Origin of the sequence: Phenylobacterium sp. (assembly GCF_030645195.1) — a bacterium.
In the GTDB taxonomy this organism is placed as follows: Bacteria; Pseudomonadota; Alphaproteobacteria; order Caulobacterales; family Caulobacteraceae; genus Phenylobacterium.
Genome location: NZ_JAUSLW010000066.1, coordinates 1 through 26,553 on the forward strand (window position 1 = coordinate 1; position 26,553 = coordinate 26,553).

Below are 26,553 nucleotides of genomic sequence, written 5' to 3' on the forward strand. Positions count from 1 at the left end.
CTTCGCCGAGATCGCCCAGCGGACCCCGCACATCGCCGACCTGAAGCCCGGCGGCCGCTTCGTGGCCAAGGACATGGGCGAGGCCGGCGGCATGCCCATGCTGCTGAAGACCCTGCTGGAGGGCGGCTTCATCCACGGCGATTGCATGACGGTGACCGGCAAGACCATCGCCGAGAACGTCAAGGACGTGAAATGGCGCGATGACCAGGTGGTGATCCGCAAGGTCAGTGAGCCGCTCTCGCCCACCGGCGGCGTGGTGGGGCTGTGGGGCTCGCTGGCCCCCGACGGCGCCATCGTCAAGGTGGCCGGCATGACCAGCCACCGCAGCCACCGCGGCCCGGCCCGCTGCTTCGAGGGCGAGGACGCCTGTTTCGCCGCCGTCGAGGCCGGCGACTACAAGGACGGCGACGTCCTGGTGATCCGCTATGAGGGCGCGCGCGGCGGTCCCGGCATGCGCGAGATGCTGTCCACCACGGCGGCCCTGTCGGGCCAGGGCCGGGGCGACAAGGTGGCCCTGATCACCGACGGCCGCTTCTCCGGCGGCACGCGGGGCCTCTGCGTGGGCCACATCGGCCCCGAGGCCCAGATGGGCGGCCCCATCGCGCTCATCCAGGACGGCGACATCATCCACATCGACGCCGACGCCGGGGTTCTCGACCTCGAGGTCGACCCCATCGAGCTGGAGAACCGCCGCCGCCACTGGCAGCCCCGGGTGACCAACTACGGCTCCGGCGCCCTGTGGAAATACGCCCAGATCGTCGGCCCGGCCCACAAGGGCGCGGTGACCCATCCCGGCGCGGCGGGGGAGAGCCACGTCTACGCGGATCTGTAGGGGGGCGGCATTCGGAGCAGGGTTGGCGCCTCGCCTCCCTCCTGCGCCGGGGGATCGTGTAGGCTCAAGGGCATCGGGTTCGCGTGATCTAGATCCTCCCCCAGGCGCGTAGCGCCGATGTGGGGGAGGTGGCGCGCGCCGTTAGGCGCGTGTCGGAGGGGGATCAACGTAGTTGACGGTCGCCGCCCGAAAACAAGAGTCAAAGTCCCCCTCAGTCGGCTTCGCCGCCAGCTCCCCCAGAGGGGGAGCATCTTGGAATCGTGAGCCCGGAGACACTGTCATGAAGACGTTGGGCCTGCTCGGCGGGATGAGCGCCGAGAGCACGACCCTCTACTACCAGGAGCTCAACCGCCTGGTGCGCGAACGGCTGGGCGGGCTGCACTCGGCCCAGCTGCTGCTGTGGTCGGTGGACTTCGCCGGGATCGCGGCGATGCAGGCCGAGGGCGACTGGGACGGGGCCGGAGCGGTGCTGGCCGAGGCCGCCCGGCGGCTGGAGGGGGCGGGAGCCGACGCCATCCTGATCTGCGCCAACACCATGCACCTGGTGGCCGACCAGGTGCAGGCCGCCGTGACCGTGCCGGTGATCCACATCGCCGACGCGACGGCGGACGCGGTGAAGGCGGCGGGGTGTAAGCGGCCCCTGCTGCTGGCGACCAGGTTCACCATGGAGAAGGACTTCTATCGCGGGCGGCTGGCGGGGCAGGGCGTCGAGGCCATCGTGCCCGACCTGGCCGACCGCGACCGGCTGCACGCCATCATCTATGACGAGCTCTGCCAGGGGGTGATGTCGGCGGCGTCGAAGGGCGAGGTTCTGGCCATGATCGCCAGGGCGGAGGGGGCCGACTGCGTGATCTTCGGCTGCACGGAGATCGGGCTGCTGCTGGCGCCGGAGGATTTGAGCGTGCCGGTGGTGGACACGGCGCTGGTGCATGCGCGGACGGGTGTGGAATTCGCGCTGGGGTGAACCTATGCCTCGGTTAGCTCGGGGAAGGTGTGATGACGTGCTTGAAATGTATAGCTCCTAGAGCTATACTTAGTGAAGTGCGGAGACCCGATGAGCGTCTACAAGACCAAGGAGTTTTCGAGGTTCGCCCGCAAGGCGGATTTGGGAAGCGTGGAGTTGCTCGAAGCGGCCAAGGCCGTGGCGTCTGGCCGATGGGACGCCGACCTCGGCGGCGGCGTCTTCAAGCAGCGGATCGCCCGCGAAGGCGGCGGCAAGTCCGGCGGCTTTCGGACGATCATCCTGTTCAAGGTCGGCGGACACAGCTTCTTCGTCCACGGCTTCGCCAAGAACGAGAAGGCGAACGTCACGCCCAAGGAGCTCAAGGCGTTGAAAGCCTTGGCCGCCACCTTCCTTGGCCTCGACGCCGAGGCCCTGGCGAAGGCGAGCGCCGCCGGTGAGATTGCAGAGGTCAGGAACGATGGCGAAGACGGCGAGCAAGACTGAGAGCGGCATCCTCGGCACGGTCCACAAGACGGCCGCTGGCCTGCATCGCGCCGGCGTCATCGACAAGGCCACCATGCGCGAGTTCGACGTCATGTGCCTGACCCCGGTGACGCCCATGGCGCCGGACGAGATCAAGGCGCTGCGGGAGCGCGAGCAGGTGTCCCAGCCGGTGTTCGCGAGCTACCTGAACGTCCGGAAGGATGCCGTGAGCAAGTGGGAGCGCGGCGAGAAGCGGCCGGACGGACCGTCGCTGAAGCTGCTGAACCTGGTCAGGGCGAAGGGGCTCCAGGCGATAGCGTGACGCGGGCATGGCGATCATGCTGGGGTGAAACAACCCCCGCTCACCCCGGCGAAGGCCGGGGCCCAGGTCGTAGGTCACGACCTGAGTCCAGACGCCTGAATCGGTTGATGAATCTGGGTCCCGGCCTTCGCCGGGATGAGCGGGCTTTGGGGCGGCGGGTCCGCCCCACTGATCAGGAGACCGCGGAGACCCCGAACAGGAAGGGGTGGGCGAGCGCCAGGGCGATGTAGACGACGATGGCCGCCAGGATGCGCCAGAGGCCGATCTCGCCGAGCTTCAGGGTCTGGCGGCCGGTCAGGATGGCGCCGAAGGGGATGTTGGAGGTCTGGGCGGCGAAGGCGTTCCACTTGTCGCCCAGCGCCCGCTTGCGCTTGGCGTCGATGCTGGCGGTGCCGAACAGGGCCAGGACCAGCAGGCCGCCGAACAGGGCGATGCTGGCGCGGTCGCCGTTCACCAGCAGGTGGCCGCCCGCCCACAGGACCAAGCCCCACAGGAAGGGATGGCGGGTGATCCGCAGCATGCCCTTGACCAGGTCGGGGCGGTCCAGGGCGCCCTCCTGCCGGACGCTGGTGGGGTTGGGGGTGGTCAGGCCCACCACCACGAACAGGAAGGCCAGGGCCTGGACGCCCAGTTGGATCTTCCAGGTCAGCGGGGTGACCTCCCAGTAGGCGAGGTTCCAGTCGGCGTTGCGGCTGTCGGCGAAGGCGAAGCCCAGCCAGGCGAGGCCCGCGGCCGAGGCCAGGGAGAACAGGCCCATATAGGGGCCCTCGCCGATCGTTCCGGTGAGCGCGCCGCGCAGGCGCGTGCCTGAGACCAGCAGGTGCAGCAGGATGAAGAAGGCCGCCGCGGCGAGCAGATTGGTCATGGAAACCTCCCCTTGGGTTGAGGGGAGGGTGCGCGCGTTAATTTACAGCGTCAAGTTTAGAGTGGAGGGAGAGGGTGGAGCGCACCCTTCTCCCCCTGTGGGAGAAGGTGACCGGTCGGATGGGGGCGCGCGCTCCCCTTTCAGAACAACAACTGTCGTCATCCCGGACGGCCGCCAGGCCGAGCCGGGACCCAGGGGCCACGCCCGCTGCCCCTGGGTCCCGGCGCGGAGTTTATCCTTGGGCCGACCAGAGGTCGGACCCGAGGGCTTCGCTGCGGCCGGGATGACGGAGTGGGTTTGCTTGAGGAGACTGTCGACCCCTCATCCGACCCTGCTCCGCAGGGCCACCTTCTCCCGCAAGGGGAGAAGGAAACCCGAGATCAATCCGACAAGGCCCTACCGTTCTTCGCCGTCGTCCAGGTCGTCATCGTCGTCCGTCTCCCAGGGCGGAGGTTCGGCGCCGGCGCGGGGTTGGGGCGGGGGCAGTTCGGCCTGGGGCGGCGGCGCGGCCGGTGGCGGGGCGACGACCGAGGCTGCGACGACCGGGGAGGCGGCGGCCAGGACGTGGGGCGCCCGGGGGCGGCGCAGGATGGCCTCGGCCCGGGCCAACCAGCGGTTAGCCTCCAGCACGGCGGCGCCCGGCGAGGCGGCCACCCGGCGGGCCTCGTCGCCCGCCACCCAGAGGTCCAGCTCGAAGTCGGGGTTCTGGGGGTCGTCGAAGATCAGCCGCAGGGTGACGCGGGTCGCGTGGCTGACCCGTTGGTCCAGGGCCCGGCGGGGCTCCTCGCGGTGGGCGCGGGCCACCACCTGGCCGTCGATGATCAGCTCGGCGCCCATCAGCTCGTCGATGCGGTAGATCAGGCACCAGGCGCCGGAATCCCAGGCCACGGCGGCGAGACCCGTGGCGAAGGAGAAGCCGACCCCACGCCCGCGCCCCTTGGCCACCAGCAGGGCCTCGGGCTCGCCCTTCAGCACGCGCCGCAGGGCGCGGCCGATGCGCCGCTCCTCGTCGAAGAACCAGATGGCCGCCGAGCCCGCGAAGGTCACGGCGGTCCCGGCCAGGGCGAGCAGCAGGAGGAGCCGGACGACGTCGTTCATGGCGCCAGGCTAGAGCGGTTCGCGGCGTGCGAGAAGCCTCGCCTCACCGGGCGTAGTTGATGGAATAGGTGGCTTCCAACAGATTGTTTTCGCGCATGAATTCGGCCATCGATTCATAGGTCGCGGTGCGGATCGGCCCCTGCTGGTCGTCGGTGCGCAGGCGCTGGTCGGCGATGGGGCCAAACAGCCGCAGGACGGCGTTGGCCTTCACCAGGGTCGGCTTGTAGTGGGCCTTGAGGTCGGCGGTGATCTGGTCGGGATCGCTGGTCCCCCAGATGGCGGCGGCGATGACGTTGAGCATGAAGTTGTTGCAGTTCTGGTAGGTCCGCTTCCACGGATTGGCCACCAGGGAATAGCGGCGGTTGTGGACCGCCTGGTAGGTGGGGCTGTCGATCACCGCGATGATCCGGCGCTGCATCTCCGGCGAGGGGATGATCACCGCCATGTCGTCGACGGTGGAGCCGCGGGTGAAGTCGAAGGGATAGTCCTGGACCAGCCGGCTCTCGATCTTGGGCCAGGCGACGCCGTCGCCGGCATAGAGGTTGTAGACGGCGTAGCCCTGCTGGGTCCTGCCGTCGGCGGTCTTGATGGTCCGGTACACCCAGAAGCCGCCGTGGGTGTAGCTGATCCCCTCCGGCAGCTGGCTGCGGGGCCGGCCGGTGCGGAAGACGATGGCCAGGCGGGAGCCGCGCGCGGCCAGGTCGCGCTCCACCTGCTTGGAGAAGCCGGCGGCCTCCGGGGCGGTGAAGTGCGGGGCGATGGCGTGGGCCGAGGAGTCCTGGGCGGCGGCGGGCAGGGCGCCCGTGCTCAGGACCCCGGCCAGGGCGGCGGCGAGGGCGAGGCGCCTCATTGCTTGGCCTGGGTGTCGAAGGGCACGGCCGGGGCCGGATCGGGGGAGACCACGACGTGGTCGTCCACCACCAGCCTGCCCGAGGCGTCGGCGATCTCGGAAACCGCGCCGCCGACCCCGACCGAGGCCGCGCCGCTGGCGGCCACGGCCGAACCGCCCGCCACCGAGCCCGCGCCCACCATGCCGACCGGCAGGGCCGAGACCCCCACGGCGGTCTTCACGCCCGAGGCGGCCAGCAGACCCACGGCTTCCGAGGTCGCGGCCGAGGCGCCCGAGGCGTCGGCGGCGCTGTCCTGCGCGAAGGCGGGGGCGGCCAGCAGGGTGGCGGCAAGGGCGAGAAGCGGAAGCGAACGCATAGGGGGTCTTTCCTGTTGAGGGCGGCCTCTTAGCCAGGCCGTCCTGATCTCGCCAGTTAAGCTTTCGCAAGCTGAACCGTTGCTGACAGGCGGGCGATCTCCTGGGGGGCGTCGGGTCTGCGGGGCGGGCGTCTCCCCAAGGTGTCATCCCAGAAAGTCCGCAGGGCTTGTCCGGGCCCCAGAAGCGCCGGGCGTGCCGGAGATATCGGTGCCTATGGGTGGCTGCTTTGCGCCGTCGCTTCGCGATCCCGGTCTTCCGCGTGCCGCGGAAACCGGGATGACACCCTTATCTCATCTTACAGGTCCAGTTCCGTCACCACCGGCACGTGGTCCGAGGGCTTGTCCCAGCCGCGGACGTCGCGGTGGATGACGCAGGCGGTGAGCTTGTCGGCGGCCTGGGGGGAGAGCAGGGCGAAGTCGATGCGGATGCCGTTGTTCCGCGGCCAGGCGCCGGCCTGGTAGTCCCAGAAGGTGTAGCTCTCGGGCGATCCGTCGATCTCCAGGAAGGCCTCGGTGAGGCCCAGCCACTTCAGCGCCCGGAAGGCCTCCCGGCTCTCGGTCTGGAAGAGGGCGTCGTCGGTCCAGTTCTGGGGATTGGCGGCGTCGCGGGGCTCGGGGATGACGTTGTAGTCGCCCACCAGGGCCAGCGGCTCCTCATAGGCCAGCAACTCCCGGACGTGGGCGTTGAGGCGCGCCATCCAGGCCAGCTTGTAGGCGAACTTCTCGGTTCCGATGGGGTTGCCGTTGGGCAGGTAGATCGAGGCCACCCTCACCGGGGTGGGGCCGGAGATCACCGCCTCGATATAGCGGGCGTGGTCGTCGCCGTCCTCGCCGGGCAGGCCCCTGCGGACGTCCTCCAGCGGGGTCTTGGAGAGGATGGCCACGCCGTTGTAGGTCTTCTGGCCGTGGACGGCGATGTTATAGCCAAGCCGTTCAAAGGCTTCGGCGGGGAACTTCTCGTCGACGCACTTGATCTCCTGCAGGCAGGCGACGTCGGGGGAGACCTCCTCGAACCAGCGCAGGACGGTCTCCAGGCGGGCGTTGACCGAGTTGACGTTCCAGGTGGCGATCTTCATGGGCGTCCTGCGGTGTGGCTGGGAGGGCTTGGCGTGGATCTTGCGTCTAGCCCCTCGATGCAGGGATCGCCAAGCAAACTAGGACAGGCCGCTAGCCTGGGGGGCGAACTGGACGCCGCCCGCGCGGCGATTCAGTTTGACGCGTGGCGGGGCGACGGGGACCTTGCCCCCATGTCAGGGGCCAGCAAGCCGGGCCGGCGGCTTTCGCGCCGCGCCAAGATGATCTGGATGGGGGTGGCGACCGCCGCCTGCCTGGCCCTGGCCCCGATCGGGGCCGTGGGCGCGCTGTTCTCGCCCCTGATCTTCGACCACCAGGGCAATATCCTCAATCCCCTGGCCTGGATCGCCTTCCTGCTGATGGTCCTGTTCTGGATCGTCTGCCTGATCGGCCCGTTCCTGGCCTGGGTGCTGTTCAAGCGCGACCGGGAGCCGCTGGCCTGGGCCGCCATGGCCGCGCCGTTGGCCTGGCTGACCGTGCTGGTGGCGATCCTGCAGTTCATTCCCGGCTGAGCCTCGCCGCGGCCCGCTCGTGGCGGCGCGCGGTTGACCCGCGCCGGCGCCTCTGCCATGAGAGCGATTGAGAATTAATTGCAAGAATGGATCACGCTTATGGGACGGCTGGGCAGGGTGTTGTGCGGCGGAACGGCCTTGGCCCTGCTGGGGGTTATCGTTCCGGCCCAGGCCCAGGACGAGGTGGCGGTCGACGAACTGGTGGTGACCGCCCTGCGCTCCGAAGCGCCCCGGGCCACGGTGCCCTCCACCATCCAGATCATCGGCGAAAGCGAGCTGCGCGTGCAGCAGTCCCTGTCGATGAGCGCGGTGGAGGCGGTCTCGGCCCTGGTTCCGTCCTTCTCGCCGACCCGGCAGAAGCTGTCGGGCGCCGGGGAGACCCTGCGCGGCCGCTCGCCCCTCTATCTGGTGGACGGGGTGCCGCAGTCGACGCCCCTGCGCGACGATAGCCGCGACGGTTTCACCATCGATCCCTTCTTCATCGACCGCGTCGAGGTGGTGTTCGGTTCCAACGCCATCCAGGGTGTGGGCGCCACCGGCGGGGTGATCAACTACGTCACCGCGCCGACCCCGAAGGCCGGCCAGGGCTGGACCGGCAAGGTCCTGGCCCAGACCAGCTTCGACGAGGGCGTGCTGGACGACAGCTTCGGTTACAAGGCCGCCGGCCTGGTGGGCCGCGACTTCGGGGCATGGGACTTCGTGGCCGGCGCCGCCTATGAGACCCGCGGCGGCTATTACGACGCCGACGGCCGCCGGATCGGCATCGACGCGACCCAGGGCGAGCTGCAGAATTCCGACAGCTGGTCGCTGTTCGGCAAGGCCGGGATCGAGCTGGGCGATGAGCGCCGCCTGGAGGCCATGCTCAACCACTTCGAGCTGGAGGGCGGCAACGACGACGTCCTGGTGATCGGCAACCGCGCCATCGGCCTGCCGGCCAGCGCCCGGCCCGGCGTCCAGCCCGGCCTGCCAACCGCCAACGAGGTCACCTCGGCGGCGATCACCTACAAGGACCGCGACCTGTTCGGCGGCGTCCTGACCGCCCAGGGCTTCGCCCACGACTATCACGGCGTGTTCGGCGGCTCGATCACCGGCGCCTTCCAGGACGTCCGCATCGCCCCGATCGGCGCCCTGTTCGACCAATCGGCCAACAACTCCCAGAAGCAGGGCTTCAAGCTGGATTACGAGCGCGGCTTCGAGGCCGTCCCCGGCCTGAAGGTGCTGGCGGGCCTCGACGGCCTGAAGGACAAGACCTACCAGGAACTGGTGCTCACCAACCGGGTCTGGGTGCCCAAGACCACCTATAAGAGCCTCTCGCCCTTCCTGCAGGTCCACCAGGCCCTGTGGGACGAGCGCCTCCACCTGTCGGCCGGGGTGCGGCAGGAGAACGCCACCCTGGAGGTGGGGGATTTCACCACCCTGGCCTCGTCGGGCAACACCCGGGTCGCGGGCGGGGAGCCCAGCTTCACCGAGGTGCTGACCAATGTCGGCGGGACCTTCCGGGTCCAGGACGGGGTCACAGCCTATGTCTCCTACGCCCAGGGCTTCACCATGCCCGACGTCGGCCGGGTGCTGCGGGCCATCAACACCTCGGGCCGCGACGTCGACACCTATCTGGACGTGGCCCCTGTGGTCTCCGACAATGTGGAGCTGGGGGTCGAGTTCGCCCGCGGGCCGCTGAACGGCTCGCTGGCCTGGTTCTCCTCGGCCTCGGACAAGGGCGCCCTGCTGGTGCTCAACGCCGGCGGCGCCTTCGACGTGCAGCGCCAGCGCACCGAGATCGAGGGCCTTGAGGCCACCCTGCGCTGGAAGGCTGCCGACTGGCTGACCCTGGGGGCGGCCTATTCGCGCCTGGAGGGCCGCACCGACGGCAATGGCGACGGCCGCGTCGACCAGGACCTGGACGGCGCCAACATCTCCCCCGACCGCCTGACCCTCACCGCCGACGCCACCTATGGCGCCTTCGACTTCCGCCTGCAGGGCCAGGTCTTCGAGGCCCGCAGCTTCCAGGGCCAGCCGACGGCCAACAATTTCGAGGGCTATGAGCTGCTGGACGCGGTGGCGGCCTGGAACGCGCCCTTCGGCGTGGTCAGCCTGGGGATCCGCAACCTGCTGGATGAGCAGTACATCACCTACAACAGCGACACGACCAACCCGACCGACAACAGCCGCTACTTCGCCGGCCAAGGCCGCGCGGTGACCCTGGGGATCGTGCGGGCCTTCTGATGGGCCTGATCCGCACCCTGCACGCCTGGGCCGGGGCGATCCTCGCCCTGGTCCTGGTGGTGCTCGGCCTCTCGGGCTCCCTGCTGGTGCTGCGTGAGGACTGGGTGAAGCTGACCGTGCCGCAGGCGCGGGCGGCGGTGAGCCCGACCGCGGCCGTCCTGGGGGCGGCGGCGGAGGCCGTGGAGGCCGAGGGTCGCCCGCGCAGCATGATGTTCGCCGGTCCCCACCTCGGCGTCCATCGTCTGACCTATCCGAAGGACGGCATGGCCTACGCCGCCGCCGACGGCGCCATCCTGGCCCGCTGGACCGACACCGAGCGGGTCGAGCAATGGGTCTTCCAGCTGCATCACCGGCTGCTGGCCGGGGAGAGCGGCGAGATGGTGGTGGGGGTGTCGGGCCTGGCGGGCGCGGTGCTCTGCCTGACCGGGGTGATCGTCTGGTTCCCGGCCTGGCGCAGCTTCGCCGGCAGCGTCTGGCCCAGGTCGACGGCGCGGCGGGACCTGGTGTCCTCGCACCGGGACCTGGGAATCCTCATGGCCGTCCCGGTGCTGATCCTGTGCCTGACCGGCGGCATGATCATCTTCAGCGAGACCAGCAAGGCCCTGCTCTCCGCCGTGGCGCCCGGTGGGGTCGAGGCGCCCAGGCCGCCGCTGGCGGGGGAGGGGGATATCGACTGGCCCGTGGCCCTGGCCGGCGCCCAGGCGGCCTTCCCGCAAGCGACCCTGCGGCTGGCGAGCTGGCCGGCCAAGCCCGGGGCGCCCGCCGCCATCCGCATGAAGCAGCCAGCCGAGTGGCACCCCAACGGCCGCACCCTGGTCTATATAGACCCGTCGACCTCGCGGGTGATCGGCGCGGTGGACGCCCAGGCCTTCGGGCCCGGCGCGCGGCTGCAGAACGTTGTCTTCCCCATTCACGCCGGCTCGGTGGGCGGCAGACTCTATGACCTGGTGGTGTTCCTGGGGGGACTGGCCCTGGCGGCCCTGGGCGGGCTCGGCCTGTGGTCGTTCCTGGTCCAGCAGCGGCGGGCCTGGGCCCGGTCCCGCTAGATGGAGAAGCTCACGCCGCAGCCGCAGCTGGACTTGGCGTTGGGGTTGCGGACGCGGAACTCGGCGCCGGCCAGTTCGTCGACATAGTCGATCACCGACCCCTTGAGCAGGATCAGGCTCATCTCGTCCACCAGGGCCGCGGCCCCGTCATGCTCCACCACCAGGTCGTCGGCCTGCCGCTCGCTGACCAGGGCGAACTGGTACTGGAAGCCCGAGCAACCGCCGCCCTCCACCGCCACGCGCAGCATGACGGGGTGGCCCTCGGTCTGGCTGAGGTGGTGCAGCCGCTGGGCGGCGGTCGGCGAGAGGGTCAGGTCTGATGTGGTCATGATGTGTAAAACGCTGGTCTGGCCTATATGAGGGTGACTGGGCCCCTGACCAAGGGGCCACCGCAGATTGCGAGCATACATGGCTTTGACGGTTCCGCCCCGCGTCTCCTACGCCGAAGACCCCGGCCTGTCCCTGGGCCGCAAGGTGGTCGAGCCGGAGAGCCGTAACCGCACCCCCTTCGCCCGCGACCGCGACCGCATCATCCACGCCACCGCCTTCCGGCGGCTGAAGGAGAAGACCCAGGTCTTCGTGGCCCACGAGGGCGACCACTTCCGCACCCGCCTGACCCACTCCCTGGAGGTGGCCCAGGTGGCCCGGTCGCTGGCCACGGCGCTGGGCCTGGACGCCGACCTGGCCGAGACCATCGCTCTGGCCCACGACCTCGGCCATCCGCCCTTCGGCCACGCCGGGGAGGACGAGCTGCAGATCCAGATGGAGCCCTATGGGGGCTTCGACCACAATGTGCAGACCTTCCGGGTGGTGACCAAGCTGGAGCGCCGCTATCCGCGCTGGGACGGGCTGAACCTGACCTGGGAGACCCTGGAGGGGGTGATCAAGCACAATGGCCCGGTGACGGCCAAGCTTTCCCAGCCCTCCTGGAACGCCATCAAGGAGTTCGACGCCGAGTACGACCTGGGCCTGGACACCTGGGCCTCGGCCGAGGCCCAGTGCGCGGCCCTGGCCGACGACATCGCCGACAACAACCACGACGTGGACGACGGGGTGCAGGCGGGCCTGTTCCACCTGAAGGAGCTGCTGGACGTGCCGCTGATCGGGCCGATCCTGGCCAGCGTCTACAGGGACTATCCCGACCTCGACCCCGGCATCGTGCGGCTGGAGGCGGTGCGGCGCATGATCGGGGCCATGATCGACGACGTCCTGGCCGAGACCGAGCGCCGGGCGATCTCGTCCAAGGTGGCCTCGGCCGACGACGTGCGGCATCTCGACCACGCCCTGGTGGCCTTCTCCCGCGACATGCTGGAGGATCTGGGGCGGCTGCGGGAATTCCTGATGAACCGGATGTACCGGCACTGGAAGGTCAATCGCACCCGCTCCCAGGCCCGCCGTATTCTGGCCGAGATGTTCCAGTTGTTCATGAGCGAACCCGATGTCCTGCCGACGGAGTGGTTCGCCCGGTCGCAGAACCGCGACGACGCCGGCCGCGCCCGGGTGGTGTGTGACTACATCGCCGGCATGACCGACCGTTTCGCCATCGAAGAGCACCGCAGGCTTTTCCACCTCGACGTCTGGAATTAGGGCGTCTCGGCGGTTCGAAGCCCGCCGGCCTTCGATACACTGACGCCAAGGCCGTGCGATTCGTTTCGCGCGCGCTTTCCGATTCCCTTGGGAGCCTTCGATGACCAACCCCGATCGCGGCGCCTACACGCCCCCGACCGACGCGCCCCTGGCCTTCGACGCGCGCCAGCCGGTGCGCGGAACCCGGCCGGCTCCCATGATGCTGATCATCAGCGCCCTGGTGCTGATCGGCCTGGTGGTGGCGATCTTCGTCTTCTATCGCTCCGGCGTGCGCCAGGCCGGCGCCGCGCCCCAGGCGGTGGGGACCCCCGTCGGCGCCATCAAGGGCCCCGCGCCGGCCGAGGACCAGCCGGTGGACCCCGCCGCGGGCCTGCAGATCTACCAGTCGTCCGAGGGCGCCGCGGCGCCGACCGCCCCCAACTTCACCGCCCCGCCGGAACAGCCCGCGACCCGGGCCGCGCCGCCGGTGGCCGTGGTGACTCCGCCGCCGGCCCCCAAGCCCGCGCCGAACCTTCCCGTGGCCGCCGGACCCGCGCCCGGCCCGGTCGCGGCCATGCCCGTCACCCCGGCGCCCAAGCCCGTCCCGGCCCTGAAGCCGAACCTGCCGGCCGCCACGCCCGCGGCGGCCGCCGGTGGCGCGGCCTCGGTGCAGATCGGCGCCTTCTCCTCCCAGGCCCTGGCCGACAAGGGCTGGAACGACGCGGCCAAGATCGCGCCGGGCGCCACGGCGGGCAAAGGCAAGCGGGTCGAGGCCATCCAGAAGGACGGCGCCACCCTCTATCGGACCGCGGTGACCGGCTTCTCCAGCCGCGCCGACGCCGCGGCCTTCTGCGATCAGCTCAAGGCCGCCGGCAAGTCCTGCTTCGTGAAGTGAGCGTCAGCGCCTCCATCCTCGGCTGCGCGGGCCTGAGCCTCTCGAGCGAGGAGCAGGCCTTCTTCCGCGACGTGCGCCCCTGGGGGTTCATCCTCTTCAAGCGCAATGTCGACAGCCCCGACCAGGTGCGGGCCCTGACCGATCAGCTCCGCGCCTGCGTGGAGCGGCCCGACGCCCCGATCCTGATCGACCAGGAGGGCGGCCGCGTCGCCCGCCTGGGGCCGCCCCACTGGCGGCGCTATCCGCCCGGCCGGGCCTATGGCGACCTGCCGGCCAACGATCCCCTGCTGCGCCGGGAGATCACCCGCCTGGGGGGGCGCCTGCTGGCCCAGGACCTTTCGGCCCTGGGGATCAATGTCGACTGCGTGCCGGTGCTGGACGTACCCGGCGAGGGCGCCCACGACATCATCGGCGACCGGGCCTATGCGAAGACCCCCGAGGGCGTCGCCCAGCTGGGCCGCGCGGCCTGCGAGGGCCTGATCGCCGGGGGCGTCCTGCCGGTGATCAAGCACATCCCCGGCCACGGCCGGGCCATGGCCGACAGCCACCACGACCTGCCTGTGGTGGACGCCGCTTACGAAGACCTCGAGGCCCGCGACTTCGCCCCCTTCCGGGTGCTGTCGGACATGCCGATGGCGATGAGCGCCCACGTCGTCTACACCGCCGTCGATCCGCGCGGCCCGGCCACGACCTCCAAGCGGGCCATCAGCACGGTGATCCGCAAGGCCATCGGCTTCGACGGCCTGCTGATGACCGACGACCTGTCCATGAAGGCCCTGGGCGGCGACTTCACCACCCGCGCCAAGGCCGCCCTGGCGGCCGGCTGCGACGTGGTCCTGCACTGCAACGGCGACATGGACGAGATGAAGCAGGTGATCGCCGGGACCCGTCCGCTCTCCGGCCGCGCCGCCCAGCGGGCCCGCGCGGCGCTGGGCCGCATCGCCCGCGCACCCGAGCCCTTCGATGTTGAGGAGGGCCGCGCGCGATTCGACGCGGCCTTCGCGGGGCACTGGTCTTGAGCAACACCTTCCAGCCCAATCTCGACTTCGAGGCCGCGGCCACCGCGGCCGAGGACGGCGAGGCCCTGATCATCGACCTGGAGGGCTATGAGGGCCCGCTCCATGTGCTGCTGGCCCTGGCGCGCAGCCAGAAGGTCGACCTGATGAAGCTGTCGATCACCCGGCTCGCCGACCAGTACCTGGCCTTCGTGCATCAGGCCCGGCGCATCCGCTTCTCGCTGGCCGCCGACTATCTGGTGATGGCCGCCTGGCTGACCTATCTGAAGTCCCGCCTGCTGCTGCCCAAGCCGGAACGGCCCAAGGCCGAGGAGCCGCCGGCCGAGGAGATGGCCGCGCAGCTGGCCTTCCGCCTGGCCAAGCTCGACGCCATGCGCCGGTCCGCCGACGCCCTGCGCGGAGGGGCGCAACTGGGCCGCGACGTCTTCCTGCGCGGCGATCCCCAGGCGATCCAGATCATCCCGTCCAACCGCCTGGAGGGCGACCTCTACGGCCTGATGAGCGCCTATATCGCCCAGCGGAAAAAGGAACAGGACCGCCACTACACCCCGCGCTCACCCCAGGCCTATCCGCTGGAGGCGGCCCGCGAGCGGCTGCGCGACATGCTGCCGGACCTGTCGCGCTGGACCGCCCTGGAGGGCATCGCGCCCTTGCGCCCCGGCGCCGAACCCGGCCCGAGCCGCGCCTCCTATGTCGCCTCCACCCTCTCGGCCAGCCTGGAGCTGGTGAAGGAAGGGGTCATGGAGGCCCGCCAGCTGGAGGCCTTCGCCGACATCTTCCTGCGCGCTCGCCGGGGAGCCGCCGCGTGACCGATCCCGCCGAGCGCCAGGTCGAGGCCCTGCTGTTCGCCGCCGCCGGCCCGCTCAGCCTGGACGACATCGCCAAGCGCCTGCCGGCCAATTCAGACGTCGAGGCGGCCATCGCCGCCCTGCAGGCGACCTATGCCGGGCGTGGCGTGGAGCTGGTCTGCGTGGCCGACCGCTGGCGCTTCCAGACCGCGCCGGACCTCGCCTTCCTGATGACCGAGGAGCGGGAGGAGCCCCGGCGCCTGTCCAAGGCCGCCCAGGAGACCCTGGCCATCATCGCCTATCACCAGCCGGTGACCCGGGCCGAGATCGAGTCCGTGCGCGGGGTCCAGGCCAGTCGAGGCACCCTGGACGTGCTGCTGGAGCTGGGTTTGGTGCGGATGCGCGGCCGTCGGCGCACGCCGGGCCGGCCCGTCACCTACGGCACCACCGACGCCTTCCTGGAGCACTATGGCCTGGCGGCCCTGGCCGACCTGCCCGGCATGGCCGAGATGAAGGCCGCGGGCCTGCTCAGCCTGGACCTGCCCGCCGACTTCGCCCTGCCCAATCCGGGCGGCGTCGACCTGGAGGAGGACCCGCTGGAGGACGACGCGGCGCCCGAATTCCACACAGACTTCCTCGGAGAGGAAGAAGAGCGCTGATCCGTCGCGGGAGGTTCTTGGGGAGCGCAGACTCAATTCTGCGATCCCCAAGGCGCCCTTCTCCCCTTGCGGGAGAAGGTGGCCGGTCGGAGACCGGTCGGATGAGGGGTCGTGCTCCCCTCTCCACATGTGTTGAAGCGCCCCAACCCGAGAGGTTTATCGACCCCTCATCCGACCCTGCTCCGCAGGGCCACCTTCTCCCGCAAGGGGAGAAGGAACTCACATGTCATTCCGATTGAGTACGAACACTTGCGATCCGATTGGCGCGCGGTCACCTAAGCGACTATATTCGACGGCAAGATCACAACTGGCGCGCGGTCCGCGAGGCCGCTGACGCAGAGGAGTAAGTTCATGGGTGCTTTCGGTCCCATCCACTGGATCATCGTGGCGGTGGTCGTGCTGCTGCTGTTCGGCGGCCGCGGGAAACTGTCGGGGATCATGGGCGACGCCGCCAAGGGCATCCGCGCCTTCAAGGATGGCCTTAAGGACGGCGACGAGGTGGCCTCGACGGCCGCCAAGCCCCTGCCCAGCGAAAAAGACGAAGCCCGCAGCTAATCGGCTGCCGTTCCCGGAAATCCGCCCACGCCGGTCCTGATCGGCGTGGGTTTTGATCGTTTAGGCGTGGCCTATGCTTCCTGAAGTCGGCGGGATGGAACTGCTGGTCATCGCCGCGGTCGCTCTGATCGTGGTGGGGCCGAAGGATCTGCCCATGCTCCTGCGCAAGCTGGGGCAGTTCGTGGCGCGCCTGCGCTCCATGGCCGACGACTTCCGCGCCAGTTTCGACGAGATGGCCCGCCAGTCGGAGCTCGACGACCTGCGCAAGGAGGTCGAGGCCATGCGCCGCGGCCAGTTGGTCGACCAGGCGGCCGCGGAAGCCTCGAATGTGGAAATAAGCCAGGTCTTCAATGAGATCGGCGACAGCCTTCAGGGCTCGGGCATCCAGTTCCACCCACCGATGAGCCACCAGTACAGCGAGGCCGAGGTGGCCGAGGTGGTGACGCCGGAACCCGTCGCGGCCAAGCCCAAGGCGGCCCGCAAGCCCCGGGCGCCGAGCGCGGCCACCACCAAGCCCAAGGCCGCGCCCAAGAAGAAGCCCGCCACCGTCGCCGCCGCGCGCCGCGCCCCCAAGGGGACGGTGTCTTGAGCGACGGGATCGACGACGAGATCGAGGCCTCCCGCGCCCCGCTGCTGGATCACCTGGTCGAGCTGCGCTCACGCCTGATCATCTGCGTGGGCGCGCTCGTCATCGGCTTCGCCATCTGCTTCGGCTTCGCCACCCAGATCTATATCGCCCTGCTGCACCCCTTCGAGGTGGCCGCCCAGCTGATGGCGGCCCAGAAGGCCAGCGGCGGCCATGCCGGCCCCTTCGACCTGCTGCTGGCCCTGATCGGCCTCAAGGAGGTTCCCAGCGTCGCCGGGGCGGGCCTGAAGTTCGTCTTCACCGCCCCGCTGGAGTTCTTCTTCACCAAGCTCAAGCTGGCGGGCTTCGGGGCGGTGATCCTGACCTTCCCGATCCTGGCCTGGCAGATCTACGGCTTCGTGGCGCCGGGCCTCTACAAGAAGGAGCGCCACGCCTTCCTGCCGTTCCTGGTGGCGGCGCCGGCCCTGTTCAGCCTGGGCGCGGCGCTGGTCTATTTCATGATCCTGCCCTTCGTCCTGTGGTTCTCGCTCTCGCAGCAGATCGTCGGCGCCGGCGCGATCTCGGTGGAGCTGCTGCCCAAGGTGTCGGACTACCTGACCCTGGTGACCACCCTGCTGCTGGCCTTTGGCCTGTGCTTCCAGCTGCCGGTGGTCCTGACCCTGCTGGGCATGGCCGGGATCCTGGATTCAAAGCAGCTGCGGGCTGGTCGCCGCTACGCCATCGTCGGCATCTTCGTGGTGGCCGCCATCGTCACCCCGCCCGACCCCATCAGCCAGACCATGCTGGCCGCCCCGATCATCCTGCTCTACGAAATCTCGATCTGGTGCGTGGCCGCCATCGACCGCCGCCGCAAGCGCGAGGACGCCTCCACCGACGTGGCGCTGGTCTAGGGGCCGTACGCAATTGATGAGGCGTCGCGCTCCGCTCTCAGAACAATAGCCGTCATCCCGGGCGACCTGCAGGGGAGACCCGGGACCCAGGTGACGGGGCTGGGCCCCTGGGTCCCGGCTCTCCGCTTCGCTGCGGCCGGGATGACGTGATGGGTTTGCTGGCGAGGCCTTTCGCCCCCTCATCCGACCCTGCTCCGCAGGGCCACCCGCAAGGGGAGAAGGAAACCGACAGGCCAATTCCAATGGCGTGCGGCCCCTAGGGCTTGGCCCGACGGGCGGCGCGCTCTAGAGAAAGCCGCTTACCTTACGGCGGACCCCATGCACGACATTCGAGCCATTCGCGAAACCCCTGAGCTTTACGAAAAAGCCTGGGCTGCGAAGGGCCGCTCCGGGGCGGCGGCCCAGGCCATCGAGCTGGACGCCAAGGTCCGCGCGGCCAAGACCGCCGCCGAGACCGCGCAGGCCAAGCGCAACGAGCTCTCCAAGCTGATCGGCCAGGCCAAGGCCTTGAAGAACGAGGCCGAGGCCCTGCGCCTTATGGCCGAGGTGGAGGCCCTGAAGGGCGCCGGCGCGGCCCAGGCCGAGGCCGAGCGGGCCGCCAGCGCCGAGCTGTTCGACCTGCTGGCCGCCCTGCCCAACCTGCCCATGGCCGACGTGCCCGCGGGCGAGGACGAGAACGACAATGTCGAGCTGCGCCGCTGGGGCGAGCCGAACCACATCGCCGCGCCGAAGGATCACGTGGACCTGGGCGGGGCGCTGGGCCTGATGGACTTCGAGGCCGCCTCGCGCATGAGCGGGGCCCGGTTCGTGGTGCTGAAGGGCCAGCTGGCGCGGCTGGAGCGGGCGCTGGGCCAGTTCATGCTGGACGTCCAGACCCAGGAACACGGCTATACCGAGGTGTCGCCGCCGCTGCTGGTGCGCGACGAGGCGGTGTTCGGCACCAATCAGCTCCCCAAGTTCGCCGAGGACCTGTTCCACACCACCGACGGCCGCTGGCTGATCCCCACCGCCGAGGTGTCGCTCACCAACCTGGTGCGGGAACAGATCACCCCGGAGGAGGAGCTGCCGCTGCGGCTCACCGCGCTCACGCCCTGCTTCCGCTCGGAGGCCGGCGCCTCGGGCCGCGACACCCGCGGCATGATCCGCCAGCACCAGTTCTACAAGGTCGAGATGGTGTCGATCACCACCCCCGATCAGTCGGAGGGCGAGCACGAGCGGATGATCGGCTGCGGCGAGGCCATCCTGAAGGCCCTGAACCTGCCGTTCCGCACCATGCTGCTCTGCGCCGGCGACATGGGCTTCGGCGCCCGCAAGAGCGTCGACCTGGAGGTCTGGATTCCCTCGGAGGGCCGCTATCGCGAGATCAGCTCGATCTCCAACTGCGGCGACTTCCAGGCCCGCCGAATGGACGCCCGCACCAAGGCGGCCGGCGAGAAGGGCACGCGCTTCGTCCACACCCTGAACGGCTCGGGCCTGGCGGTCGGCCGCACCCTGGTGGCGGTGATGGAGAACTATCAGGACGAGAAGGGCCGGATCGCCATTCCCCAGGCCCTGCATCCCTACCTGCCGGGCCTGACCCACATCGGTGGCGAGGCGTGAGGATCCTGCTGACCAATGACGACGGCATCCACGCCGAGGGTCTGGTCGCGCTGGAGAACATCGCCAAGGTGCTGTCCGATGACATCTGGATCTGCGCCCCGGAATACGAGCAGTCAGGCGCCAGCCGGGCGCTGACGCTGTCGGATCCGGTGCGGGTGCGGAAGCTGGACGCCCGCCGCTTCGCCACCAGCGGCACCCCCACCGACTGCGTGATGCTGGCCATCTTCGAGCTGATGGAGGGCGCCAAGCCCGACCTGGTGCTGTCGGGGGTCAATCGCGGCGCCAACCTGGCCGAGGACGTGACGCTGTCGGGCACCGTGGCCGGCGCCATCGAGGGCATGGCCATGGGGGTTCCCTCCATCGCGCTGTCCCAGACCGGCTGGCCCACCGGCAATGAGGACATCTTCGCGCCCGCCGAGCACTTCGCGCCGGGCATCATCGCCAAGCTGGTGGAGACCGGCTGGCCCAAGGACGTGATCATCAACGTCAACTTCCCGGCCGCGCCGGTGGAGAAGATCACCGAGGTCGAGGTCACCCGCCAGACCTTCCGCGACATCAATGTGCGCCATGCCGAGAAGCGCACCGACCTGCGGAACCGGGACTACTACTGGATGGGTTTCCGGCAGGAGCGGTCCTCGCCCGCCGACGGAACCGACCTGAAGGCGATATACGAGGGAAAGATTTCGGTGACGCCCTTGCACATCGACCTGACTCACCTTGAGACGGTCAATCGGCTGAAGGGCGTGCTGGGCGGCACGCCGCCCAGGGCGTAGATGAGCGTGGAAATGACCAAGACGGAGAAGGACTCGCCTGAAACGCGGCTGGCGCGCCTGATCCTGAACCTGCGTTCGCAGGGGGTCAGCGATCCCGCCGTGCTGAACGCCATCGAGACCACGCCGCGCGACCTGTTCACCCCGGATCTGTTCCAGGAGCGCGCCTGGGAGGATTCGGCCCTGCCGATCGCCTGCGGTCAGACCATCAGCCAGCCCTTCATCGTCGGCCTGATGACCCAGGCCCTGTCCCTGGAGCCCCGCGCCCGAGTTTTAGAAATTGGCACCGGCTCGGGCTACCAGACCACCGTGCTCTCCAAGCTCTCGCGGCTGGTCTACACCGTGGAGCGCTACCGGACCCTGATGGGGGAGGCGCAGGCCCGCTTCAAGGCGCTCGGTCTCACCAATGTGATCACCAAGTTCGGCGACGGCGGCCTGGGCTGGCCCGAGCAGGCGCCTTTCGACCGCATTTTGGTCACGGCGGCGGCGCCGGAGGAGCCCAAGGCTTTGCTTTCGCAGTTGAAACCCGGGGGGGTGCTGGTGGCGCCGATCGGCAAGGGACCCGTCCAGAGCCTCAAACGCTATACCGGCGACGGCAAGGGCGGCTTCACCGTCGAGGCCCTGACCGACGTTCGGTTCGTACCCCTTCTGGACGGCGTGGCCCGGGAGCTTTAGCCGTCCACAACCTTACGAGTTTGTGGGTTGGCGGTGATGGGGTCCTTAACCCATCATTAAGCCCGACGCCTCGACTGATTCCGAACCCATAGAGCGGAGCGGCGATGACGCTTTCTTATTCCCGAACGGCCTTGATCCTGTTGGCGGCGACGTCGCTTGGCGCCTGCACGACCGCGCCGTTCGGCGAGGACGCCCAGGCCCCCCGGCCCAACTTCCCCACGCGCCTGCCGCCCCCCGGCGCCCAGACCGCGCCGCCGGCCCAGGAGCCCCAGGATCAGGGGCCCATGCCGCAGCCTGGCCCCTCGACGGGCCAGGTGGAGAGCCGTCCGCTGGAGCCCGTGCCGGGCGGCCCGGCCTATGTGACGCCCTCGACCCCGCCCTATACGCCGCCGCCCGCCCCGACCTATCAGCCGCCGTACCAGCCGCCGCCGCCGGTGATGCAGACCGTCACGCGCCAGACGGTGACCGGCAAGGTGGTGGACGCCGCCGGCCCGCCCAAGAGCCATACCGTCAAGAGCGGCGACAATCTCGACGCCATCGCGCGTTCCATGGGCACGACCCGCAAGCAGCTCGCCGAGGACAACGACCTCAAGGAGCCCTACGTCCTGCGGCCCGGCAAGACGCTCAAAGGGCCCTCCAGCGACGCCAAGGCCTATGTGGTGGGGCCGGGCGACACCCTCTACGCCATCGCCCGGCGCTTCTCGGTCACCGGCCAGGCCCTGGCCGACGCCAACGACATGAGCGTCGACAAGCCGCTCGTCGCCGGCCGCAAGCTGGTCCTGCCCGACGGCTTCAAGGACAAGGGCCCCACCACGGTGGCCGTGCGGGTCCAGGTTCCGGGCTCGGGCGTCCAGTCGCCGGCCCCGACGCCGTTCCAGCCCCAGGCCCCGGCCCAGCAGCAGCGGCCGCCCGCCTACACCCCGCCGCCCGCCGTGACCCCGGAGCCCGAACCCGAGGCGCCGCGGACCACCACGACCACCACCACCAAGACCATGGTCACCGGCAAGCTGGTGGAGGTGGCCGGTCCGCCCCAGGTCTACACCGTCAAGAACGGCCAGAACCTGGACGCCATCGCGCGCGCCATGGACACCACCCGCAAGCAGCTGGCCGACGACAACAAGCTGAAGGAGCCCTACATCCTTCACGCCGGGGACAAGCTCAAGGGCCCCAAGACCACGGTGAAGGCCTATGTGGCCGTGTCGGGCGACACCCTGACCCTGATCGCCAAGCGCTTCAGCGTGACGCCCAAGGCGCTGGCGGCCGAGAACGACATGAGAATCGGCGACGCCATCAAGGCCGGCCGCAAGATCAGCCTGCCGGACGGCTACAAGGACAAGGGTCCGGTCAAGGAGACCACCAGAACGACGGTGACCCTGCCGCCCGAGCCGCGGCGCGACACCACGCCCGTGACGCCGCCGCCGAGCCGGCCCTATGCGCCGCCGGCCTCCCAGCCGCCGGTGACGCCGCCGCCGACGCCCAACCGCACCTCCCCGACGCCGCCGGCGGCGACCTCGGGCCCGCTCAGCGACGCCCAGATCACCAGTCAGGGCCGGGGCCGGTTCAACTGGCCGCTGCGGGGCGACATCATCTCGGACTTCGGGCCCAAGGGGACGGGCCAGCGCAACGACGGCCTGAACATCCGCGCCAATGCCGGGGAGGCCGTCCGCGCCGCGGCGGCCGGCGATGTGGTCTATGCCGGCGACCAGGTGCCCGGCTTCGGCAACCTGGTGCTGATCAAGCACGCGGACGGCTGGGTCACGGCCTATGGCCATCTCGCCCGCGTGGACGTGAAGATGCAGCAGAAGGTGGTCCAGGGTCAGCAGATCGGCCAGGCCGGGACCAGCGGCGGGGTCTCCGAACCCCAGCTGCACTTCGAGGTCCGCTACGCCCCGGCGCCCACCGAACGCGCCCGGCCCATCGATCCGAAGCTGGTGCTGGGACGGTAGGGACTTTCTCCCTCCCCTTCATGGGGAGGGTGGACGGCGGAATGCCGGACGGGTGGGGGAGTCTTGCCGGTATTCCCCACCCCGATCGCTTCGCGATCAGCCCCTCCCCATGAAGGGGAGGGAGGCCTTTCCTACATCGGCAACGCCTTGCCGAGTTCCCCCGCCAGGTCGCGGATGAACTGCCAGGCGACGCGGCCGGAGCGGCCGCCGCGCAGCTGGGCCCATTGCAGGGCGCGGCGTTCCAGGTCGGCGACGATCAGGCCGTGGGCGCGGGCGTAGGCCGTCACCGCCTCCAGATAGGTCGCCTGGTCCATGGGCGGGAAGCCCACCCACAGGCCGAAGCGGTCGGAGACGCTGACCTCCTCCTCGGCGTCCTCGGCCGTGGCGATCAGGCCCCGATCCTCGCCGTGGGCCCGCGGCATCAGGTGGCGGCGGTTGGAGGTGGCCACGAACAGCACATTGGCTGGCGGGCCGGAGACCCCGCCCTCCAGGGCCGACTTCAGGGCCTTGGCGGCCGCGGCGCCCTCCTCGAAGGAGAGGTCGTCGCAGAGCACCACGAAGCGCTCGGGCCGCGCCCGCAGGATGTCGAACAGGGCGGGCAGGGCGGTGACCTGGTCGCGGTCGACTTCCACCAGCTTCAGATCCGGGGAACCGTCGGCCACCGCCATGAAGGCGGCCTTGGCGAGCGAGCTCTTGCCCGTGCCGCGCACCCCCCAGAGCAGGGCGTGGTTGGCCGGCAGGCCGGCGGTGAACCGCTGCAGGTTCTCCAGGAACCGGGCCTTCTGGGCGTCCACCCCGATCAGGGCGGCGAGCGGCAGGGCGTAATCCGGGGCCGGATGGAAGGCGTGGGTGGCCGGATCGTGCCGGAAAAGCCGCGCCCCTTCGAAGTCCGGAGTGACGCGCGCCGGGGGCGCCAGGCGCTCCAGGGCCGCGGCGATGCGCTCGAGAACGAATTTCAGCTCAGATTCCATGGCCGTGGTGCTTAGCGGTCCTGCCGTTCCATTGCAAAACGAGGGGCGAACGCATAGCTTCCGCCGACTTGAAAACGGGCGGCTTTTCGCCGGCCCGACGACGGACTTCGGAGAGACCATGTTCGCCACCCCCGCCTTCGCTCAGACCGCCGGCGCCGCCGCAGGTGGTGGGCCGACGGAAATGCTGATGCAGTTCCTGCCGCTCATCGGCCTGGTCGTGCTGTTCTACTTCCTGATGATCCGCCCGCAGCAGCAGCGGATGAAGGCCCATCAGGCGATGATTTCCAACGTGAAGCGCAACGACACCGTGGTGCTGAACTCCGGCGTCATCGGCAAGGTCGTGCGCGTCGAGGACAAGGAAGTCGGCGTCGAGATCGCCCAGGGCGTCAACGTCAAGGTCGTCAAGTCGATGATCTCCGACGTCCGGGTCAAGGGCGAGCCCGCCCCGGCCAACGACTCCAAGGCCTGAGAGCCCCGTAAATGATCGCTCCGTCCCGCTGGAGGACGATCGCCGTCCTGGTTTCGGTGATCTTCGGCATCCTGTTCAGCCTGCCGAACGTGATTCCGCAGAAGACGCTCGACACCTTGCCGAGCTTCCTGCCGCACAAGAAGCTCAACCTGGGCCTCGATCTCCAGGGCGGCTCCTACCTGCTGCTGGAGGTCGACACCAAGGCCCTGCGCGCCGAGAAGCTGACCAACCTCATCGAGGATGTCCGCACCGTCCTGCGCGACGAGAAGATCGACTTCACCGACCTGGGCCAGGTGTCCGGCGCGGTGTCGGTGCGGATCACCGATCCCGAGCAGCTGACGGCGGCGACCAACCTGCTGCGCCGGAGCGTCGGCTCGCCCCTGGCGGGCGCGGTGGGCGGCCGTGACGTGACCATCAGCTCCGGCGACGACCAGCGCATCCGCATCGTCTTCGCCGAACAGGCCCTGGCCGCCGAGGCCGGCAAGGCGGTGGAGCAGTCCATCGAGATCATCCGCCGCCGGATCGACGAACTGGGCACCAAGGAGCCCGACATCCGCCGTCAGGGCGTCGACCGCATCGTGGTCCAGGCCCCGGGCGAGAGCGACCCCGAGAAGCTCAAGAACATCATCGGCCAGACCGCCAAGCTGACCTTCCAGATGGTGGACGACAGCGTCACCCCGGAGGAGGCCGCCGCCGGCCGCATTCCCCCGGGCTCGCAACTGCTGCCCAGCGAGGAGGGTGGGGCGCTGCTGATCAAGAAGCGCGCCCTGGTCACCGGCGAGATGCTCACCGACGCCCACCAGGCCTTCGACTCCCAGACGGGTCAGGCGGTGGTCAATTTCCGCTTCAACGGCCAGGGCTCCCGCCGCTTCGGCGACGCCACCGCCGCCAACCTGGGCAAGCGTTTCGCCATCGTCCTGGACAACCGGGTCATCTCCGCCCCCGTCATCCAGAGCGCCATCACCGGCGGGTCGGGCCAGATCAGCGGCAACTTCACCGCCGAGAGCGCCAACAACCTGGCGATCCTGCTGCGGGCCGGCGCCCTTCCGGCGCCCCTGAACGTCGAGCAGCAGAACACCGTGGGCGCCGAGCTGGGCGCCGATGCGGTCAAGGCCGGGGCCTTGTCCCTGGCCGTCGGCGCCGCGGCGATCATCATCTTCATCGTGCTGGCCTATGGCCTGTTCGGGGTGTTCGCGGCGCTCGCCCTGATCGTCAACATGCTGCTGATCTTCGGCGTCATGTCGCTGTTCCAGTTCACCCTGACCTTCCCCGGAATCGCGGGCCTGATCCTGACCCTGGCGGTGGCCGTGGACGCCAACGTGCTGATCTATGAACGGGTGCGCGACGAGGCCCATGCGGGCCGCTCGCCCATATCGGCCCTGGAGCACGGCTATCAGCGGGCCCTGGTCTCCATCCTCGACGCCAACATCACCAGCGCCATCTCGGCCCTGATCATGTTCCAGTTCGGGGCCGGCCCCATCCGCGGCTTCGCCCTGACCCTGCTGATCGGGGTCGTCACCTCGGTGTTCACCGCCGTGGTCATCACCCAATTGCTCATCGGCTGGTGGTTCCGCGCCACGAAGCCGAAGACGCTGCCGATCGTTTGAAGGTTTTCCGCATGCGTTGGCCCCTGATCCGTCTTCTCCCGCGAGAATTCCACTTCAACTTCGTGGGGCTCGCGCCCTATGCGGCGGCGTTCTCGGCGATCCTCATCGTCCTGTCGGGCGTGTCCTTCCTCACCAAGGGCCTGAACCTGGGCATCGACTTCGTCGGCGGTTCGCTGATCGAGGTCCGCACCCCGGGGCCGGCGCCCATCGCCGAGCTGCGCACCACCCTGGCCGCCGCCGGGGGCGAGGACGCCAAGGTCCAGGGTCTGGGGGATTCCCACGGCGCCATGCTGTCGTTCCGCACCGCGGAGAACGTCAACGCGGTGGCCGGGGCGACCAAGATCCAGAACGAACTGGCCAAGGCCTTCCCGGGCATCCAGTTCAAGAAGGTCGAGGTGGTGGGGCCGAAGGTCTCCGGCGAGTTGATGCAGAGCGGCTTCATGGCGCTCGGCATCGCGTTGGCCCTCATGCTCGCCTACATCTGGTTCCGCTTCCAGCTGCAGTTCGGTCTCGGCGCCGTGGTGGCCGTGTTCCACGACGTGCTGCTGACGCTCGGCGTTCTGTCGGTCACCGGCTTCGAGTTCTCCATGACCTCGATCGCCGCCCTGCTGACGGTCATCGGCTATTCGATGAACGAGAAGGTCATCACCTTCGACCGCCTTCGCGAGAACCTGCGCAAGTACAAGACCACCCCGCTGGCCGAGGTGATCAACAAGTCCGAGAACGAGCGTCTGTCGCGGACCCTGATCACCGGCTCGACGGCCATCCTGGCCCTGTCGGGCGCCCTGGTCCTGGGCGGCGTGGTCCTGCGGCCCCTGGTGGTGACCATGGTGTTCGGAATCATCATCGGCACCTATTCCTCCATCTACGTCGCCCTGCCGATCATCCTGCTGTGGGGCGTCAAGCGCGGCGACGAGCCGGCCGAGCCCCTCAAGCCGGCCAACGCGCGACCCTAGC

At 69.6% G+C, this 26,553-nt stretch carries 29 protein-coding genes; 22 read left to right on the forward strand and 7 right to left on the reverse strand.

Annotation, left to right across the window (positions count from 1 at the left end; translation table 11 throughout):
- The 4 genes from Q7T09_RS05725 to Q7T09_RS05740 form a co-directional block, all read left to right on the forward strand.
- A partial coding sequence (locus Q7T09_RS05725; RefSeq protein ID WP_304698359.1) for a dihydroxy-acid dehydratase occupies positions 1-832 on the forward strand: 832 nt, incomplete at its 5' end.
- A 280-nt stretch (positions 833-1,112) separates the two neighbouring features.
- On the forward strand, positions 1,113-1,796 hold the full coding sequence (locus Q7T09_RS05730) for an aspartate/glutamate racemase family protein (RefSeq protein ID WP_304698360.1): 684 nt from the start codon (positions 1,113-1,115) through the stop codon (positions 1,794-1,796).
- A gap of 90 nt (positions 1,797-1,886) precedes the next feature.
- On the forward strand, positions 1,887-2,279 hold the full coding sequence (locus tag Q7T09_RS05735) for a type II toxin-antitoxin system RelE/ParE family toxin (protein WP_304698361.1): 393 nt from the start codon (positions 1,887-1,889) through the stop codon (positions 2,277-2,279).
- Positions 2,254-2,580: a DNA-binding transcriptional regulator gene (locus tag Q7T09_RS05740; protein WP_304698362.1), complete on the forward strand. Its 327-nt coding sequence runs from the start codon at positions 2,254-2,256 to the stop codon at positions 2,578-2,580. The genes Q7T09_RS05735 and Q7T09_RS05740 overlap by 26 nt, the downstream gene beginning before the upstream one ends.
- A gap of 172 nt (positions 2,581-2,752) precedes the next feature.
- Here the strand turns inward: Q7T09_RS05740 and Q7T09_RS05745 are convergent, their stop codons facing one another.
- The 5 genes from Q7T09_RS05745 to xth form a co-directional block, all read right to left on the reverse strand.
- A complete protein-coding gene (locus Q7T09_RS05745; RefSeq protein WP_304698363.1) occupies positions 2,753-3,445 on the reverse strand; it encodes an NnrU family protein in 693 nt (230 codons plus the stop codon).
- Positions 3,446-3,841: 396 nt separating this feature from the next.
- A complete protein-coding gene (locus Q7T09_RS05750) occupies positions 3,842-4,543 on the reverse strand; it encodes a hypothetical protein (RefSeq protein WP_304698365.1) in 702 nt (233 codons plus the stop codon).
- Between the two features lie 43 nt (positions 4,544-4,586).
- Positions 4,587-5,393 (reverse strand): DUF2145 domain-containing protein, encoded by an 807-nt coding sequence (locus tag Q7T09_RS05755; protein WP_304698366.1) that lies wholly within the window; start codon positions 5,391-5,393, stop codon positions 4,587-4,589.
- Complete coding sequence (locus Q7T09_RS05760) at positions 5,390-5,749, reverse strand: hypothetical protein (protein ID WP_304698367.1); 360 nt, start codon at positions 5,747-5,749, stop codon at positions 5,390-5,392. Before Q7T09_RS05760 ends, Q7T09_RS05755 begins: the two co-directional genes overlap by 4 nt.
- 296 nt (positions 5,750-6,045) lie before the next feature.
- Complete coding sequence (gene xth, locus Q7T09_RS05765) at positions 6,046-6,825, reverse strand: exodeoxyribonuclease III (protein ID WP_304698369.1); 780 nt, start codon at positions 6,823-6,825, stop codon at positions 6,046-6,048.
- A 171-nt stretch (positions 6,826-6,996) separates the two neighbouring features.
- On the opposite strand from xth, the gene Q7T09_RS05770 reads away from it, so the two are divergent.
- The 3 genes from Q7T09_RS05770 (at position 6,997) to Q7T09_RS05780 (ending at position 10,604) form a co-directional block, all read left to right on the forward strand.
- Positions 6,997-7,335 carry a hypothetical protein gene (locus tag Q7T09_RS05770; protein WP_304698370.1) on the forward strand — a complete coding sequence of 113 codons (339 nt, stop codon included), beginning with the start codon at positions 6,997-6,999 and terminating at the stop codon, positions 7,333-7,335.
- 78 nt (positions 7,336-7,413) lie between these two features.
- On the forward strand, positions 7,414-9,558 hold the full coding sequence (locus tag Q7T09_RS05775) for a TonB-dependent receptor (RefSeq protein WP_304698372.1): 2,145 nt from the start codon (positions 7,414-7,416) through the stop codon (positions 9,556-9,558).
- Positions 9,558-10,604 carry a PepSY domain-containing protein gene (locus tag Q7T09_RS05780; protein WP_304698374.1) on the forward strand — a complete coding sequence of 349 codons (1,047 nt, stop codon included), beginning with the start codon at positions 9,558-9,560 and terminating at the stop codon, positions 10,602-10,604. Before Q7T09_RS05775 ends, Q7T09_RS05780 begins: the two co-directional genes overlap by 1 nt.
- On the opposite strand, the gene erpA is transcribed toward Q7T09_RS05780, so the two are convergent.
- The gene (gene erpA / locus Q7T09_RS05785; RefSeq protein WP_304698376.1) at positions 10,601-10,933 is read right to left on the reverse strand and encodes an iron-sulfur cluster insertion protein ErpA; all 333 of its coding nucleotides are present in this window, start codon (positions 10,931-10,933) and stop codon (positions 10,601-10,603) included. The genes Q7T09_RS05780 and erpA overlap by 4 nt on opposite strands.
- Before the next feature lie 79 nt (positions 10,934-11,012).
- Between erpA and Q7T09_RS05790 the strand changes: the two genes are divergently transcribed.
- The 12 genes from Q7T09_RS05790 (at position 11,013) to Q7T09_RS05845 (ending at position 22,549) form a co-directional block, all read left to right on the forward strand.
- Positions 11,013-12,191, forward strand: a complete 1,179-nt coding sequence (locus Q7T09_RS05790) for a deoxyguanosinetriphosphate triphosphohydrolase (RefSeq protein WP_304698378.1) — start codon at positions 11,013-11,015, stop codon at positions 12,189-12,191.
- Between the two features lie 100 nt (positions 12,192-12,291).
- Positions 12,292-13,065, forward strand: a complete 774-nt coding sequence (locus tag Q7T09_RS05795; protein WP_304698379.1) for an SPOR domain-containing protein — start codon at positions 12,292-12,294, stop codon at positions 13,063-13,065.
- Complete coding sequence (gene nagZ, locus Q7T09_RS05800) at positions 13,062-14,084, forward strand: beta-N-acetylhexosaminidase (protein WP_304698380.1); 1,023 nt, start codon at positions 13,062-13,064, stop codon at positions 14,082-14,084. The genes Q7T09_RS05795 and nagZ overlap by 4 nt, the downstream gene beginning before the upstream one ends.
- Entirely contained in the window at positions 14,081-14,890 is an 810-nt protein-coding gene (locus Q7T09_RS05805) for a ScpA family protein (RefSeq protein ID WP_304698381.1), read from the forward strand. Before nagZ ends, Q7T09_RS05805 begins: the two co-directional genes overlap by 4 nt.
- Positions 14,887-15,528: an SMC-Scp complex subunit ScpB gene (scpB, locus tag Q7T09_RS05810; RefSeq protein ID WP_304698382.1), complete on the forward strand. Its 642-nt coding sequence runs from the start codon at positions 14,887-14,889 to the stop codon at positions 15,526-15,528. The genes Q7T09_RS05805 and scpB overlap by 4 nt, the downstream gene beginning before the upstream one ends.
- A gap of 351 nt (positions 15,529-15,879) precedes the next feature.
- Positions 15,880-16,083 carry a twin-arginine translocase TatA/TatE family subunit gene (gene tatA / locus Q7T09_RS05815; protein WP_304698383.1) on the forward strand — a complete coding sequence of 68 codons (204 nt, stop codon included), beginning with the start codon at positions 15,880-15,882 and terminating at the stop codon, positions 16,081-16,083.
- A gap of 73 nt (positions 16,084-16,156) precedes the next feature.
- Entirely contained in the window at positions 16,157-16,672 is a 516-nt protein-coding gene (gene tatB / locus Q7T09_RS05820) for a Sec-independent protein translocase protein TatB (protein ID WP_370689210.1), read from the forward strand.
- Positions 16,669-17,559: a twin-arginine translocase subunit TatC gene (gene tatC, locus Q7T09_RS05825; protein WP_304698384.1), complete on the forward strand. Its 891-nt coding sequence runs from the start codon at positions 16,669-16,671 to the stop codon at positions 17,557-17,559. The genes tatB and tatC overlap by 4 nt, the downstream gene beginning before the upstream one ends.
- A 318-nt stretch (positions 17,560-17,877) precedes the next feature.
- Positions 17,878-19,158, forward strand: a complete 1,281-nt coding sequence (gene serS / locus Q7T09_RS05830; RefSeq protein WP_304698386.1) for a serine--tRNA ligase — start codon at positions 17,878-17,880, stop codon at positions 19,156-19,158.
- Positions 19,155-19,931, forward strand: coding sequence for a 5'/3'-nucleotidase SurE (gene surE / locus Q7T09_RS05835; RefSeq protein ID WP_304698387.1), 777 nt, complete (start codon positions 19,155-19,157; stop codon positions 19,929-19,931). The genes serS and surE overlap by 4 nt, the downstream gene beginning before the upstream one ends.
- On the forward strand, positions 19,932-20,603 hold the full coding sequence (locus Q7T09_RS05840) for a protein-L-isoaspartate(D-aspartate) O-methyltransferase (RefSeq protein WP_304698388.1): 672 nt from the start codon (positions 19,932-19,934) through the stop codon (positions 20,601-20,603).
- 104 nt (positions 20,604-20,707) lie between these two features.
- Positions 20,708-22,549 (forward strand): LysM peptidoglycan-binding domain-containing protein, encoded by a 1,842-nt coding sequence (locus Q7T09_RS05845; protein WP_304698390.1) that lies wholly within the window; start codon positions 20,708-20,710, stop codon positions 22,547-22,549.
- A 131-nt stretch (positions 22,550-22,680) separates the two neighbouring features.
- Here the strand turns inward: Q7T09_RS05845 and Q7T09_RS05850 are convergent, their stop codons facing one another.
- A complete protein-coding gene (locus Q7T09_RS05850; protein WP_304698392.1) occupies positions 22,681-23,520 on the reverse strand; it encodes an ATP-binding protein in 840 nt (279 codons plus the stop codon).
- A gap of 118 nt (positions 23,521-23,638) precedes the next feature.
- Between Q7T09_RS05850 and yajC the strand changes: the two genes are divergently transcribed.
- From yajC to secF, 3 genes are read left to right on the forward strand one after another with little or no spacing between them, the layout of a single operon-like run.
- Positions 23,639-23,989, forward strand: a complete 351-nt coding sequence (gene yajC, locus Q7T09_RS05855; protein ID WP_304698394.1) for a preprotein translocase subunit YajC — start codon at positions 23,639-23,641, stop codon at positions 23,987-23,989.
- An 11-nt stretch (positions 23,990-24,000) separates the two neighbouring features.
- Entirely contained in the window at positions 24,001-25,596 is a 1,596-nt protein-coding gene (gene secD, locus Q7T09_RS05860; protein WP_304698395.1) for a protein translocase subunit SecD, read from the forward strand.
- Between the two features lie 11 nt (positions 25,597-25,607).
- Positions 25,608-26,552, forward strand: coding sequence for a protein translocase subunit SecF (secF, locus tag Q7T09_RS05865; protein WP_304698396.1), 945 nt, complete (start codon positions 25,608-25,610; stop codon positions 26,550-26,552).
- Position 26,553 lies beyond the last annotated feature (1 nt).

Excerpts from the sequence above, each read along its gene's own strand:
- tatA (WP_304698383.1), top strand. The coding sequence starts at position 15,880 with ATGGGTGCTTTCGGTCCCATCCACTGGATCATCGTGGCGGTGGTCGTG.
- Q7T09_RS05755 (WP_304698366.1), bottom strand. The coding sequence starts at position 5,393 with ATGAGGCGCCTCGCCCTCGCCGCCGCCCTGGCCGGGGTCCTGAGCACG.
- Q7T09_RS05795 (WP_304698379.1), top strand. The coding sequence starts at position 12,292 with ATGACCAACCCCGATCGCGGCGCCTACACGCCCCCGACCGACGCGCCC.
- tatB (WP_370689210.1), top strand. The coding sequence starts at position 16,157 with ATGCTTCCTGAAGTCGGCGGGATGGAACTGCTGGTCATCGCCGCGGTC.
- Q7T09_RS05840 (WP_304698388.1), top strand. The coding sequence starts at position 19,932 with ATGAGCGTGGAAATGACCAAGACGGAGAAGGACTCGCCTGAAACGCGG.
- Q7T09_RS05845 (WP_304698390.1), top strand. The coding sequence starts at position 20,708 with ATGACGCTTTCTTATTCCCGAACGGCCTTGATCCTGTTGGCGGCGACG.
- Q7T09_RS05750 (WP_304698365.1), bottom strand. The coding sequence starts at position 4,543 with ATGAACGACGTCGTCCGGCTCCTCCTGCTGCTCGCCCTGGCCGGGACC.
- xth (WP_304698369.1), bottom strand. The coding sequence starts at position 6,825 with ATGAAGATCGCCACCTGGAACGTCAACTCGGTCAACGCCCGCCTGGAG.
- erpA (WP_304698376.1), bottom strand. The coding sequence starts at position 10,933 with ATGACCACATCAGACCTGACCCTCTCGCCGACCGCCGCCCAGCGGCTG.
- secD (WP_304698395.1), top strand. The coding sequence starts at position 24,001 with ATGATCGCTCCGTCCCGCTGGAGGACGATCGCCGTCCTGGTTTCGGTG.
- Q7T09_RS05770 (WP_304698370.1), top strand. The coding sequence starts at position 6,997 with ATGTCAGGGGCCAGCAAGCCGGGCCGGCGGCTTTCGCGCCGCGCCAAG.
- Q7T09_RS05850 (WP_304698392.1), bottom strand. The coding sequence starts at position 23,520 with ATGGAATCTGAGCTGAAATTCGTTCTCGAGCGCATCGCCGCGGCCCTG.
- Q7T09_RS05735 (WP_304698361.1), top strand. The coding sequence starts at position 1,887 with ATGAGCGTCTACAAGACCAAGGAGTTTTCGAGGTTCGCCCGCAAGGCG.
- Q7T09_RS05760 (WP_304698367.1), bottom strand. The coding sequence starts at position 5,749 with ATGCGTTCGCTTCCGCTTCTCGCCCTTGCCGCCACCCTGCTGGCCGCC.
- yajC (WP_304698394.1), top strand. The coding sequence starts at position 23,639 with ATGTTCGCCACCCCCGCCTTCGCTCAGACCGCCGGCGCCGCCGCAGGT.
- serS (WP_304698386.1), top strand. The coding sequence starts at position 17,878 with ATGCACGACATTCGAGCCATTCGCGAAACCCCTGAGCTTTACGAAAAA.
- Q7T09_RS05745 (WP_304698363.1), bottom strand. The coding sequence starts at position 3,445 with ATGACCAATCTGCTCGCCGCGGCGGCCTTCTTCATCCTGCTGCACCTG.
- Q7T09_RS05740 (WP_304698362.1), top strand. The coding sequence starts at position 2,254 with ATGGCGAAGACGGCGAGCAAGACTGAGAGCGGCATCCTCGGCACGGTC.
- Q7T09_RS05730 (WP_304698360.1), top strand. The coding sequence starts at position 1,113 with ATGAAGACGTTGGGCCTGCTCGGCGGGATGAGCGCCGAGAGCACGACC.
- Q7T09_RS05790 (WP_304698378.1), top strand. The coding sequence starts at position 11,013 with ATGGCTTTGACGGTTCCGCCCCGCGTCTCCTACGCCGAAGACCCCGGC.
- secF (WP_304698396.1), top strand. The coding sequence starts at position 25,608 with ATGCGTTGGCCCCTGATCCGTCTTCTCCCGCGAGAATTCCACTTCAAC.
- Q7T09_RS05780 (WP_304698374.1), top strand. The coding sequence starts at position 9,558 with ATGGGCCTGATCCGCACCCTGCACGCCTGGGCCGGGGCGATCCTCGCC.